This window comes from Shinella sp. 838, from assembly GCF_029623935.1.
GTDB lineage: Bacteria > Pseudomonadota > Alphaproteobacteria > Rhizobiales > Rhizobiaceae > Shinella.
Window position 1 is genome coordinate 93,986 of record NZ_JARSBQ010000002.1, and the last position, 13,264, is coordinate 107,249.

The following is a 13,264-nucleotide window of genomic DNA, read 5'->3' on the forward strand; positions in this document are numbered from 1 at the left end:
AGCTTTCTCGGAGAGCGCGTCCGGGATGGGCGGATGCGCGTTGCAGTTCATGTTCAGAGGGACCAGAGCGCCCTTGCGCCCGCGGCAAGGCCGGTGCGCACGGCGGCGTCGGCGTCGATGACGGACGGGGAGATGCCGGCGGCGGCAAGGGCGTCCTTGTAGAGTGCGCCGAGCCCGCCGGACACGACCAGCGCAACGGGTGTGCCCTCGGCGACGAGCGAGAGAGCGCCGGCGATTTCCAGGCCGATCAGCGTGCCGGAAAGGCGCGCCTTGGCATCCACGGGCGAAAGCCCCGCGATCAGCGAGCCGGCGCGCACGGAGAAGATCTGGCTCGTCGCCAGTGCCGGGTTGGCGACCATGCGCGTGACGGCGGCGTGGAAGGCCGCGTTGTCGCCGGCAACCGGTCCCGCCTCGGCGATGGCGTGGCTGAGGATGGTGTTCTTGGCAATCGCCTCGAAGAGTTCGCCGGTCATGAAGGTGGAGAAGCCCGCCACCTTGCCGCCGGAAAGGCGCACCCATTTGCTATGCGTGCCGGGCATGCAGACGAGGTGGTCGCCGTCGCCGAGTGCGTCGGCCGCGCCGAGCAGCTGGGTCTCCTCGCCGCGCATGACATCGGGTGCGGCCGCATCGCGCTGGGCAAGGCCGGGAAGGATGCGGATGTCGGCGGAAACGCCGGGAATGCGCACGGCCGCGGCGGGAATGTCGGTAAGCGCGGCGGGCGTATCGAGATAACCGGCCTCGACCCAGCCCTGCTTGGCGCCGGCCATGCCGCAGATGAGGACCGGCAGGTCCGCGGGGGCCGAGACGGCGGCAAGATGGCCTTGCAGCACCTCGGCAAAGCCGGTGCGGGCGGCGGTTGTCATGCCTTCGCCGCTGCGGCGCTCGGCGATCACGCTGCCGTCCCTGCCGACGAGCCAGAGGCGGAAGCTGGAGGTTCCCCAGTCCACCGCGGCATAGGCGGCGTCGGGGGCGGTATCGGGTGTGGTCATCAGAGCATGCCTCCGTCGACGATGAGCGTTTGTGCGGTTATGGCGGCTGAGGCGTCCGACGCCAGGAAGAGGCAGGGGCCGACCATGTCGTCGGCGATCAGCGAGCGCTTCAGGCACTGGCGGGCGATGCCGCCGGCCACCGCGTTCTCGTCGATCCACAGGCGCTTCTGCCGCTCGGTCAGCACCATGCCGGGCAGTATGGCGTTGACGCGGATATTGTCCGGCCCGAGCCGGCCGGCAAGCGACTTGGTGAGGCCGACAATGCCGGCCTTGGCGGTGGCATAGCCGGGAAATTCGCCCATGTTGAGCAGGAAGGCGATCGAGGAGAAGTTGACGATCGCTCCGCCACCGGCCGCGCGCATATGCGGCGCCACGGCCTGGGCGGCGAAGAAGTGATGGCGCAGGTTCACCGCCTGGTTCTCGTCCCAATAGGCGGGTTCGACGGTTTCGAGGTCGTGCCGGTCGTCGCGCGCTGCATTGTTGACGAGCACGCGAAGGCCGCCGAACACGGTGGCGGCCCGTTCGACCGCTCCACGCAACGCATCGATGTCGCGCAGGTCTGCCCTAATATAGAGTGGGAGATGCTCGACCGTTCCGTCGAGTTCCGAGACGAGGTTGCGGCTTTCAACCTCGGCGATGTCGAGAAAGGCGACACGGGCGCCAGCGGCGGCAAAGCCCTTCACCAGCGCCGCGCCGATACCCGAGCCGCCGCCGGTGACGAGAACGCCCTGTCCTGCAAGATCCGGATAGCGGCCTGCCATCGGCACTCTCCTATAAATTCCATTATTTGGAGCTGAGTTTGATTATTCGGAATTATTCCGCTACGATGCCGGCCTGTCAAGGGATGGCCGGGGGCTGCGACAATGACGAACGAACGGGACGAGGAGGGAAGCACCGGCACGCTCGGCAAGGCGATGGCGGTGCTGGAGACGGTGGCGCTCGCCGAGCGCCCCATGCGTTTCACCGATGTGCTCGCGGTCAGCGGTCAGCCGCGCGGCACGCTGCATCGCCAGCTCACCCATCTCGTGCAGGAGGGGTTGCTGGAGTTGCGCCCCGATCATGCCTATGTGCCGGGCCTGCGGCTCCTCAAGCTCGCATCCGCCAGCTGGGCACGCAACGAGTTCCGCGCCGTCGCCGCGCCCTTCCTCGAGGCGCTGCACCGGGAGACCGGCGAGACCGTGCATCTCGGCGTCCTGCGCGGCCGGGAAATCATCTATCTCGACAAGGTCGAGAGCCGGCAGGCCGTGCGCATGAACTCGCAGATCGGCAACGCCTCGCCGGTCTATTGTACCGGTGTCGGCAAGGCGGCGCTCGCCGCACTCGATGCCCAAGCGCTCGACGCCCTCCTGTCGCAGCTGGAATTCCGTCGCTTCACGCCGCAGACGATTACCAGCCGGACGGCGCTTGTCGACGAACTGGCAACGATTCGTTCAAGCGGAATCGCTTTCGACCGGGAAGAGCACGAGCCCGGCATTCGCTGCGTCGCTGCCCCGGTTTTCGATGCCGGCCGTGCGCTCGTCGCCGGTGTTTCCGTAACGGGGCCGGCCTACCGCGTCGGCGAGGCGCAGCTTGACGACTGGGCGCCGCGCGTGCGTCATGCGGCCGGCGCCATCATGGCGGAATTGACCGCTCGTCTCGGTCCGCAACGGTAAGTCGAGAAAGAAAGTCCGCGGATGATGGCATGGTTGTCTTCTGGCACCATTTTACGGTAAATTAGAAAATCGCGCTGGACGCGGAGTAGGGGCATCATTAGCTTCCGTCACGACCAGCTCACGAGTTGCGTCGCTCACCGCGAACTTGAGGCGCGGTTCATCGAACATACTTGCATTGGGATACGGGGGTTCCTGAGGCAAGCAGTGCATTGTGACGGCAGTTTCTTGCCGCACGGGCGCGTGCGTGCTGAAGGAAGATGGATATGGCCGATCGATTTCATACGGCATCTGCACAGTTCCGGCACCGCTGGGACCCGGGGCCTGCGGCGTTGGGCTCGCAGGCGGACGTGGCCGAAACACTGGATGGCCTTGCCAAGCACTACGGCCTTCGCGGCTATCTCCTGATCAACGTGCCGTCGGAAACCTCGACCGACTTCTCTTCGAATGTGCTGCTGACGTCCTGGCCGGACGAAATGCTCAAGACCTACGACCATGCCGGTCTGATCTTCGGCAGCCCCGTCATCGAGCGCCTGCGCCAGAGCACCAATCCCTTCACCTACGACGCCGACCGCACGAACCATCGCCGGCCCGACGGCAAGGCGGCGATCGCGGCCGGCCTTTTCGAACGGCACGGCCTGTCGCGCGGGGCTTACTTCCCGGCCCACAATTCGGCCGGTCTGCGCGGAGCGCTTGCCTTCGGCGGCACGCGCGAAGCGCTCAATCCGCGGGAAATGGCGGAGCTCAACGCCGTCGCGAACCTCATTTTCACCGAGGTTGTCGAACTGCGGGCCGGCCGCCGGCAGAACGTCTCGCTCTCACGCCGCGAGATCGAGTGCCTGTCCTGGGCCTCCGCCGGCAAGACGAGCGTGGAAATGTCTGAAATCCTCGGCCTTTCGGAATATACGGTCAATCATTATCTCAACCGGGCGACGCGCAAGCTTGATGCCGTCAACCGTGTCCAGGCGGTCGCCAAGGCGATTCGCGCTGGGCTTTTGAACTGATGTATAAAAAAACCTTGCGACTTTCTGGAATGCGCGCGGTTCCGCTCCAAATGCCCAAGGCTAAGAATAAAATTGCGGGGAACCATGACGGCTGACGAAACGAGCAGCACCGACAACCAGCTACGGGACGAAGGCAGCGAGATCGCCGCTCTCGAAACGCAGTTCGACATCGTGCGCTATATGCGGCGCAAGTGCGAAGAATACGGGCTCAAATTTTTCATTGTCTTCAACCTGCCGGGTTTCGAGGCGGAAAAGCTGTCGGCTTACTCCATCGTCAGCAACTGGCCGCAGGAAATCCTGGCGAAATACGATGCCCTGCGCATGGTTCGCCACAGCGCCGGCATCCGCAAGCTGCGGCTCACCACGGTGCCGTTTTCCTATGACATGCGGGAATGGATCGGCGACGCCTCCGAGTCGCTGGACTTTACCGAACTGCTCGACGTCATGACCGGCCACGGCATGCTGGTCGGCCATTTTTTCCCGGTGCACGATGCGCTCGGCAATCGCGGCGCCATCGTCTGGGGCGGCGAGAACCCGGCGCTCGGCCGCGACGAGCGGCTGATGCTGCAGATGATCTCCATCCACCTCTTCAACCGTCTGGCAGAGATCGGCGCAGCCTGGAAATCCGGTCAGGTCGTCCTCACCGAACGCGAGATCCAGTGCCTCAGCTGGACGGCGGCGGGCAAGACCAGCCTGGAGATTGCCGAAATCCTCGGCCTTTCCGAGCACACGGTGAACCATTACCTCAACCAGGTCACCCGCAAGCTGGAAGCGGTCAACCGCACCCAGGCTGTGGTCAAGGCCATCCGCCGCGGGCTGATCGCCTGAAGGGGCGCCGAGGCTTTCGGTCGCGGGCGAAAACGTTTGGCGCGCGCCTTCCCGTGCACTATCTACGGGAAAGAGGGCCGCGGCCTGATGCCGCGACGGGTCGATCGAGGGTTTCATGACTGACGTAAGCAAGGAACAGGTGCTGGAACGGCTGCGCACGGTGCGCGGCCCCGACATGGACGGCAACATCGTCGACCTCGGCCTCGTCTCCGATGTTTTCATCTCCGATGGCAAGGCCTATTTCTCCATCACCGTGCCGGCCGAACGCGCCCGCGAGCTCGACCCGATGCGTGCCGCCGCCGAGCGCGTCGTGAAAGAAATCCCCGGCATCAAGGCCGCCATGGTGGCGCTGACGGCGGACAAGCGCGCCGCTTCCGGCCCCGCCGCCGCGCGCGCGCCCACGCCGCCGGGCCGCGGCGATGCCCACAGCCATGCCGGCCATGCCCATGCCGCATCCGGCCAGCCGCAGCAGCGCGCGAAATCGGGCATTCCCGGCGTCGGCACCATCATCGCGGTCGCCTCGGGCAAGGGCGGTGTCGGCAAGTCCACCACCTCCGTCAACCTCGCTTTGGCGCTGAAGGCGAACGGCCTTCGCGTCGGCATCCTCGATGCCGATATCTACGGCCCCTCCATGCCGCGGCTCCTGAAGATCTCCGGCCGACCGCAGCAGCTCGAAGGCCGCACCATCAAGCCGATGGAGAATTACGGCATCAAGGTCATGTCCATGGGCTTCCTCGTCGACGAGGAGGTGGCGATGATCTGGCGCGGCCCGATGATCCAGTCGGCGCTGATGCAGATGCTGCGCGAGGTCGCCTGGGGCGATCTCGACGTGCTCGTCGTCGACATGCCGCCGGGCACGGGGGATGCGCAGCTCACCATGGCCCAGCAGGTGCCGCTTGCCGGTGCCGTCATCGTCTCCACCCCGCAGGACCTCGCCCTCATCGATGCGCGCAAGGGTCTCAACATGTTCAACAAGGTCGAGGTGCCGGTGCTCGGTCTCGTCGAGAACATGAGCTATTTCATCGCGCCGGATACGGGTAACCGCTACGACATCTTCGGCCACGGCGGTGCACGCAAGGAGGCAGAGCGCATCGGCGTGCCCTTCCTCGGCGAGGTGCCGCTGACCATGGACATCCGCGAGACGTCGGATGCCGGAACGCCCGTCGTCGTCTCCAATCCGGAGGGCGCGGCCGCCAAGACCTATCGCGCCATCGCCACCCGGGTCTGGCAGGAGTTGCAGGCAATCGAAGGCAAGGGCGCCCGCGGTGCGCCGTCCATCGTCTTCGAATAACCGAACCTTTCGCGTCCCGGGAGGTTGCCGGGGACGGCCTTGCTTTTTATGTTGCGCCGCGCAATATGCGCGGCCGACCGCTGAAAGGTGGCGTCCAATCAGGAGTGTGAGCGATGGTCCTTCCCGGAGCCACTCGCCGGTGATCACGGTTTTCCGTCCCAACGGCGAGGCGCGCACTCTGCCGGTAGCAACCGATTCTGAGGTCGCCGAAGCGCTTGCCGGCGCCGTCTGGGTCGACCTGCTCGAACCCAGCCGCGACGAGGAGGCGCTGATCGAGCGGATCCTGTCGATCGAGGTGCCGACCCGCGACGAGCTGAAGGACATCGAGCCGTCGAGCCGTCTCTACACGGACGGCAGCGCGGCCTACATGACCGCCTCGCTGATGGTGAAGGCGGAAAGCAATCTGCCGCACCTCACCGACGTCGCCTTCATCCTCATGCCCGACCGGCTGCTGACGGTGCGCTATGCCGAGCCGCGCTCGTTCTCCCTGTTCAAGAGCGCCATGCACCGCATTCCGGGCGGCTGCAGCTCGCCGACGGTGATGATCACGCGGCTGCTCGAGACCGTCGCGGACCGCACCGCCGAAATTCTGGAAACAGCGGTTGCGCGTGCCGACAAGCTCTCGCTCGAAGTGTTCGGCGACAAGCGGCATCTCAGCCGCCGCCCGCCGCGTTATCTGGAAGACCGTGTCGTGCAGGTCTCCGCGCTCCATCGCCTCGTCGCCAAGACGCGCGACAGCCTGATGTCGCTCTCGCGCGTCCTGACCTTCCTGCACGGCCTGCCGGGGCTGCAGTCCGATCGCGACAGCCTGGAACTCTGCCGCACCGTGACGCGGGACGTGCAGTCGCTGTCCGAGCACGCCAATTTCGTCGCCGGCAACATCACTTTCCTGCTCGATGCTTCGCTCGGCCTCATCAGCCTCGAGCAGAACGCCATCATCAAGATCTTCTCGATCGCTTCCGTGGTGCTGCTGCCGCCGACGCTGATCGCTTCCATCTACGGCATGAATTTCGAGTTCATGCCGGAACTGCGCATCGCTGCCGCCTATCCGCTGACGCTGGCGGCCATGGTCCTGTCGGCAATCGTTCCCTTCTTCTTCTTCCGCTGGAAAGGCTGGCTCTAGGCCTGATCGTCCCATGCAAGCACATGCCGCTAGCGCTCCGCATTCCCGCAGCAGGGCGCGCACGCTGTTTCTCCTCGCCCTTGGTTCCGTCGGTGTCGTCTATGGCGACATCGGCACCAGCCCGCTCTACGCCTTTCGCGAGGCGCTGCGTCCGGTCGCCGATGACGGTCTCGTGCGCGAGGAGGTCGTCGGCCTCATCTCGCTGATGATCTGGACGCTGACGATCATCGTCACATTGAAATACGTGCTCTTCCTGCTGCGCGCCGACAACCATGGCGAGGGCGGCACGCTCTCCCTGCTGGCGCTGCTCACCAAGACGGCGGGTGGCCACGCCACCGTGCTCTTCTTCATGGGCGCCGCCGGTGCTGCGCTCTTCATCGGCGATGCGATGATCACGCCGGCGCTGTCCGTCCTGTCGGCCGTCGAGGGCCTGAAGCTGGTGACGCCGACGCTCGGCGACTATGTGGTTCCGATCTCCGTCGTCATCCTTGTCCTGCTCTTTGCCGTACAGTCCTGGGGCACGGCGGCGGTGTCGAAGTTCTTCGGTCCCATCACCGCCCTCTGGTTCATCGTCATGGGCGTCGGCGGCATCAACCATATCAGTGACGACCTCGGCATCCTTGCCGCCTTCAACCCGTATTACGCCGTGCTGTTCATGTATAACGAAGGCTATGTCGGCCTCGTCGTGCTGGGCGCGGTCTTCCTGACGGTGACGGGCGCGGAAGCGCTTTATGCCGATCTCGGCCATTTCGGCCGCCGGCCGATCCAGTGGGCCTGGTTCTGTCTGGTCTTCCCCGCGCTGACGCTGAATTATCTCGGCCAGGGCGCTCTGGTGCTCGCCCATCCCGAGACGATCGCCAATCCGTTCTTCCTGATGTTCCCGAAATGGGCGCTGCTGCCGGTCGTCGTCCTTGCGACCTTCGCGACGATCATCGCCAGCCAGGCCGTCATAACGGGCGCCTTCTCGCTGACGCGCCAGGCGATCCATCTCGGCTTCCTGCCGCGCATGGAGATCTTCCACACATCGGAAACCCAGACCGGCCAGATCTACCTGCCGGGCGTCAATACGGTGCTGCTCTTCGGCGTCATGATGCTGGTCTTCATCTTCGGCTCCTCCGAAGCGCTGGCGACCGCCTATGGCATTTCCGTCACCGGCGCGATGGTGGTGACGACCGTGCTCGCCTTCGAGTTCCTGCGCAAGCGCTGGCGCTGGTCGCTGCTGGCCACCGCCGCCGTGCTGCTGCCGCTCTTCCTGCTCGAACTCACCTTCCTCGGCGCCAACCTGCTCAAGGTGCATGACGGCGGTTATGTGCCGGTCATGATCGCCGGCGTCGTCGTCGTCCTGATGTGGACCTGGACACGCGGCACGAAGATCCTGCGCGAAAAGACCCGGCGCATCGAGGTGCCGCTGCCGGCCTTCGTCAAGTCGGTGGAAAAGCAGAGCGCGCATGCCCCGGTGCAGGTCACCGGCACGGCGATCTTCCTCACCAGCGATCCGGATTTCGCCCCTGCCGCGCTCCTGCACAACATCAAGCACAACCATGTCCTGCACGAGCGCAACTTCATCCTGACGATCAAGACCGCCAACACGCCGCGCGTCATTCCGGCAGAGCGATTCTCGGTCGAGAAGGTCTCCGAGCGCTTTTCGCGCATCGAGATGCATTTCGGCTTCATGGAAACGCAGAACGTTTCCCACGCCCTCGGCCTGATGCGCAAGGCGGGGCACAAGTTCGACATCATGTCGACCTCGTTCTATCTCGGCCGCCGCAAGCTGGTGCCCGATGCCGAATCGGGCATGCCCATGTGGCAAGACAGGCTCTTCATCGCGCTCGCCAACATCGCCACCGACCCTTCCGACTACTTCCGCCTGCCGACCAACCGCGTGGTCGAGCTCGGCTCGCATGTGGTGATCTGACGAAAACGTGAAGGGGAGGCGGGTGCCTCCCCGAAAGCCGTTTATCAGCATTAACCAACCATCAAGGTTAATGCTTCATTTTACCCTGACAACGAGCCGCTTCGGGCCCGTGCTTCGGTGCGGCAGGGCTCCCATACAGTCAGTTTCGGGCAGGAGACACGCCACAGACAGGGGCGGCGCGCCTGCGCATGCGTGCGGAGTAAAAAGTTGCGTAAGCGTAGCATTCGTCATGCAGGGGCAGGCCGTTTCCTCGCCTATCTGAAGCGGGAATGGAAAATCCCCCTGGCCGTCGGCCTCGGCCTCGTCGCCACCTTTCCGACGCCCATCGCCCATACGGACCTTGCCACCTATCTCGCCGGCCTCAACCGCAAGGGCGGCAACCAGACCATGGTGCTCACCCGTTCGCCCGCCGGTTCCGTCCATGAGATCGAGATCGACTTTGCCGACGCCATGACGACGGGCGGTGTCGAAAGCGGTGCCGGCGTCGAGCTTCCGGGCGGCGTGACGGCGGCGCTGCGCAGCGAGCACAAGGGTGCGGGCGGCATTCCCGACGAGGATCGCGTCAACCGCCGCGACAAGAAGGGCCGCATCATCGCCGTCCTGCCTGTCCTGCCGCCGAAGGGGTTCGCCGCCGGCTCCATCCTCGAGCGCACCAGTTTCCTGTTGTCCCCGGCCTTTGACAGCGGCCAGCGCATGGCGTTCGACAAGCCCAGGATCAAGGGCAAGGAAATCGAGATCGCCACCGCCTTCTATAAAAAGGAGCCCGTGCGCAAGGACCCCGGCGTCTCGCCGATGATCGCGAGCCTCGTCACCAACGACAAGGCCGACGTTCTCGCGACTGCCTATGCCCGCGTCGAGCCGGATTATGCCCGGGAATCGCCCTTCGATTCGATTCTCAAGCCGAAGAAGGAGCTTGGCCGCTTCGTGCCCGATATCTCGCCGGACGACCACGCCTGGGCCGCCACCCCGCTGCCGGCGGAAGTCTTCACCGCCAAGGAGCAGAAATGCCTGGCCGAGGGCATCTATTTCGAGGCGCGCGGCGAGGAGCTGAAGGGCCAGGCCGCCGTCGCGCAGGTCATCCTCAACCGCGTGCGCAATCCTGCCTATCCGAACACGATCTGTGGCGTCGTCTACCAGAACGAAAACTGGCGCAACCGCTGCCAGTTCTCCTTCGCCTGCGACCGCATTCCCGACCTGATCCTCTCGCCCTGGCACTGGAAGACCGCCAAGGAGATCGCTATGGCGGTCACCGCGGGAAAGATCTGGTTTGATGACGTGGGCTCTTCCACCCACTACCACGCGACCTATGTGAAGCCGCCGTGGGGCCGCACGATGAAGCGGGTGGCCAAGATCGGCAAGCACATCTTCTACCGCACCTATGGCGGCGGCTGGAGCTGAGGGCGGCGTGTGGTGAGTCCGTGCCACAGCCTTCGCGATTCCCGGGGCGATCGGTCACACCTGATGTGCGATTCCGGCTAATCTATTGATTTCCCTCAAAATATTTGCTGTTGCGCAAAGCTTCGCCATGCCTTGACTATACTGGCACCTAAAACTATGTTGCGGCCGACTTCGAAAGGGGTCGGATATGGCTTGAATCCTAGCCTGCAATATGTCCGCAATGGGGCGAAAGCCCCGCGGAAGGGTATGAGGAACGCGCCATGGCCGACGATCAAAAGACAAGTCTGGAAGACCGGCTGAAGCGCCTGGACGCGGAACTCGCGGAACGGCGCAAGGATGACGGGGCGGAAGCAGCCGCCGAGGCACGGGCATCGGAGAGCCGCAAGGGCTATGCGGTGGCTATGAAGCTCTCGAGCGAGTTCGTCGCTGCCGTCATCGTCGGGGCGCTTCTGGGCTATCTTTTGGACCATTTTGCGGGTACAGGGCCGTGGGGGATGATCGTACTCCTGCTCCTCGGTTTCTGTGCCGGCGTTCTGAACGTCATGCGCGCGGCTGGCATGGTGGCGGCGCCCCATCCGGTCGACAGGCTGGCGGGGCGAGAGCCCGGCAAGGCCGGCAGCGGACGGGACGAGAAAGACACGAAGGACGGCGCCTGACGGCGTTGTCCCATTCACGGGTGACTTCCGCTGCAAGGCGGGCAAGCGAGAGAGATACACGGTGGCAAACGATCCGACCCATCAGTTCCTGGTCAACAAGATTGTTCCGATCGAAATCGGCGGTATCGATTTCTCGTTCACCAACGCTTCGCTGTTCATGGTTGCCACCGTCGCGGCCGCTGTGGGCTTCCTCTATTTCACGACCGGTCAGCGCGGCCTCGTTCCGAGCCGCATGCAGTCCGTCTCGGAAATGTCCTACGAGTTCATCGCCTCGATGCTCCGCGAAGGGGCGGGCAGCCACGGGATGAAGTTCTTCCCGCTGGTCTTCTCGCTTTTCATGTTCGTGCTGACGGCGAACCTGCTCGGCATGGTTCCCTACTTCTTCACGGTCACCAGCCAGATCATCGTCACCTTCGCCCTTGCCATCCTGGTCATCGGCACCGTGGTGGTTTACGGCTTTTACAAGCATGGCTTCGGCTTCCTGAAGCTCTTCGTGCCGTCGGGCGTTCCCGGCGCGCTGCTGCCGCTGGTCGTCTCGATCGAGGTCATCTCGTTCCTCTCGCGTCCGATCAGCCTCTCGATCCGTCTCTTCGCCAACATGCTGGCGGGTCACATCACGCTGAAGGTCTTCGCCGGCTTCGTCACCTCGCTCGGCGCGCTCGGCGCCGTCGGTGTCGCCGGTGCGATCCTGCCTCTTCTCATGACCGTCGCCCTGACCGGTCTCGAATTCCTCGTGTCGTTCCTGCAGGCCTACGTCTTCGCAGTTCTGACATGCATGTACCTCAACGATGCCGTGCATCCGGGTGGTCACTAAGGAAACAGTCGTCGGCGCCTTCGGGCGTCGCTCATAAGCCGCAACAACCCATTCAAGGAGTTCAACATGGAAGCGGAAGCAGCAAAGTTCATCGGCGCAGGTCTTGCCACGTTCGGTCTCGCCGGCACGGCTCTCGGCCTCGGCAACATCTTCGGCAACTACCTGGCCGGCGCTCTTCGCAATCCGTCTGCTGCTGACAGCCAGTTCGGCCGTCTCGTATTCGGCTTCGCCGTTACGGAAGCTCTGGGCATCTTCTCGCTGCTCATCGCTCTCCTCCTCCTCTTCGCCGTCTGATATCGGCCGAGGACTGGACCATGGCCTTCGGGCCGTGGTCCATCGTACGTTCCGTACAAGATCTGAGAGTGCCCCCTGGAGGTGAGCATGTCCGTGACCCCGGCATCGGCCGAGTCCGCCCCTTTCGAAATCGCCCAGGTGGAAACCCCTGCGACGTCGCATGAGACCCCTGCGGATGCGCATGCGGCTCAGCCGGCAGGCGAAGTCAACACCGAAACGGGTGTTGCCCATGGTGAAGAAGCCGGTTCCGGCGTTTTCCCGCCTTTCGACCAAACCACGTTCGCATCGCAGCTCCTGTGGCTGGCGATTACCTTTGGTCTGTTCTACCTTCTCATGTCGAAGGTCGTCATTCCGCGCATCGGCTCGATCCTCGAGACGCGTCATGACCGTATCGCGCAGGATCTCGACGAGGCCTCGCGCCTGAAGGCGGAAGCCGACGCCGCGATTGCTTCCTACGAGCAGGACCTTGCCAGTGCCCGCACCAAGGGCAATGCGATCGCCTCGACCGCCCGCGAAGAAGCCAAGGCCAAGGCCGACGCCGAGCGCGCCAAGATCGAAGCCTCGCTGCAGGAAAAGATTGCCGGTGCCGAGACCCGTATCGCCGAGATCAAGGCCAAGGCCCTCGCCGATGTCGGCTCGATCGCCGAGGACACCACGGCAGCCCTCGTCGAGCAGCTGCTCGGTGCCAAGGCCACCAAAGCCGAGATCGCTTCCGCCGTGAAGACGGCAGCGGGCGAATAAGGAGGACATCATGGCATTCGACGCAACATTTTATGCCTTTGTCGGCCTCCTTCTGTTCCTTGCCCTCATCGCCTACCTCAAGGTTCCCGGCATGATGGCAAAGGGTCTCGACGCCCGCGCCGAGAAGATCCAGAACGAGCTGGCGGAAGCCAAGCGTCTTCGCGAGGAGGCCCAGCACCTGCTCGCCGAATACCAGCGCAAGCGTAAGGATGCCGAGGCGGAAGCCGCAAGCATCGTCGCCGCCGCTGAACGCGAGGCAAGCGCCCTGACGGCCGACGCCAAGCAGAAGACCGAGGAATACGTCGCCCGTCGCACGACGCTGTCCGAGCAGAAGATCCGCCAGGCCGAAGCCGACGCGATCAATGCCGTGCGCGCCGCCGCCGTCGACCTCGCCGTCGCCGCCGCCGAAAAGGTGATCGCTGCCAAGGCTGATGCCACGACCGGCAAGGCGCTCTTCGACAACGCCATCAGCGAAGTCAAGACCCGCCTCAACTGAGGTTGCCGGACGACCAACTTCAAAAAAGGCCGGAGCGATCCGGCCTTTTTCTTTGCCTGAAGACCC

At 64.4% G+C, this 13,264-nt stretch carries 14 protein-coding genes; 12 read left to right on the plus strand and 2 right to left on the minus strand.

What is annotated here, in order from left to right:
* Positions 1–53 precede the first annotated feature (53 nt).
* The gene (locus P9A16_RS08010; RefSeq protein ID WP_024270188.1) at positions 54–989 is read right to left on the minus strand and encodes a 2-dehydro-3-deoxygalactonokinase; all 936 of its coding nucleotides are present in this window, start codon (positions 987–989) and stop codon (positions 54–56) included.
* Positions 989–1,750 (minus strand): SDR family NAD(P)-dependent oxidoreductase, encoded by a 762-nt coding sequence (locus P9A16_RS08015; RefSeq protein WP_023513469.1) that lies wholly within the window; start codon positions 1,748–1,750, stop codon positions 989–991. The genes P9A16_RS08010 and P9A16_RS08015 overlap by 1 nt, the downstream gene beginning before the upstream one ends.
* Before the next feature lie 102 nt (positions 1,751–1,852).
* Here P9A16_RS08015 and P9A16_RS08020 point away from each other — a divergent pair, with 102 nt between their 5' ends.
* From P9A16_RS08020 to P9A16_RS08075, 12 genes are all read left to right on the plus strand, one after another.
* Positions 1,853–2,641 carry an IclR family transcriptional regulator gene (locus tag P9A16_RS08020; protein ID WP_023513470.1) on the plus strand — a complete coding sequence of 263 codons (789 nt, stop codon included), beginning with the start codon at positions 1,853–1,855 and terminating at the stop codon, positions 2,639–2,641.
* A gap of 263 nt (positions 2,642–2,904) precedes the next feature.
* Positions 2,905–3,642: a helix-turn-helix transcriptional regulator gene (locus P9A16_RS08025; protein WP_023512467.1), complete on the plus strand. Its 738-nt coding sequence runs from the start codon at positions 2,905–2,907 to the stop codon at positions 3,640–3,642.
* 84 nt (positions 3,643–3,726) lie between these two features.
* Positions 3,727–4,470, plus strand: coding sequence for a helix-turn-helix transcriptional regulator (locus P9A16_RS08030; protein WP_023512466.1), 744 nt, complete (start codon positions 3,727–3,729; stop codon positions 4,468–4,470).
* A gap of 115 nt (positions 4,471–4,585) precedes the next feature.
* Positions 4,586–5,761, plus strand: a complete 1,176-nt coding sequence (locus P9A16_RS08035) for an Mrp/NBP35 family ATP-binding protein (RefSeq protein ID WP_130518659.1) — start codon at positions 4,586–4,588, stop codon at positions 5,759–5,761.
* Between the two features lie 139 nt (positions 5,762–5,900).
* The gene (locus P9A16_RS08040) at positions 5,901–6,884 is read left to right on the plus strand and encodes a magnesium transporter CorA family protein (protein ID WP_023512464.1); all 984 of its coding nucleotides are present in this window, start codon (positions 5,901–5,903) and stop codon (positions 6,882–6,884) included.
* A 13-nt stretch (positions 6,885–6,897) separates the two neighbouring features.
* Entirely contained in the window at positions 6,898–8,799 is a 1,902-nt protein-coding gene (locus P9A16_RS08045) for a potassium transporter Kup (protein ID WP_023512463.1), read from the plus strand.
* A 222-nt stretch (positions 8,800–9,021) separates the two neighbouring features.
* Entirely contained in the window at positions 9,022–10,197 is a 1,176-nt protein-coding gene (locus tag P9A16_RS08050; RefSeq protein ID WP_051758602.1) for a cell wall hydrolase, read from the plus strand.
* Positions 10,198–10,457: 260 nt separating this feature from the next.
* Positions 10,458–10,853: an AtpZ/AtpI family protein gene (locus tag P9A16_RS08055; RefSeq protein WP_023512461.1), complete on the plus strand. Its 396-nt coding sequence runs from the start codon at positions 10,458–10,460 to the stop codon at positions 10,851–10,853.
* Between the two features lie 61 nt (positions 10,854–10,914).
* On the plus strand, positions 10,915–11,667 hold the full coding sequence (locus tag P9A16_RS08060; protein WP_024270187.1) for a F0F1 ATP synthase subunit A: 753 nt from the start codon (positions 10,915–10,917) through the stop codon (positions 11,665–11,667).
* Between the two features lie 66 nt (positions 11,668–11,733).
* The gene (locus P9A16_RS08065; protein WP_024270186.1) at positions 11,734–11,961 is read left to right on the plus strand and encodes a F0F1 ATP synthase subunit C; all 228 of its coding nucleotides are present in this window, start codon (positions 11,734–11,736) and stop codon (positions 11,959–11,961) included.
* Positions 11,962–12,048: 87 nt separating this feature from the next.
* Positions 12,049–12,702 carry a F0F1 ATP synthase subunit B gene (locus tag P9A16_RS08070; protein ID WP_023517408.1) on the plus strand — a complete coding sequence of 218 codons (654 nt, stop codon included), beginning with the start codon at positions 12,049–12,051 and terminating at the stop codon, positions 12,700–12,702.
* Between the two features lie 10 nt (positions 12,703–12,712).
* Complete coding sequence (locus tag P9A16_RS08075) at positions 12,713–13,198, plus strand: F0F1 ATP synthase subunit B (RefSeq protein ID WP_023517407.1); 486 nt, start codon at positions 12,713–12,715, stop codon at positions 13,196–13,198.
* The last annotated feature ends 66 nt before the right edge of the window (positions 13,199–13,264 follow it).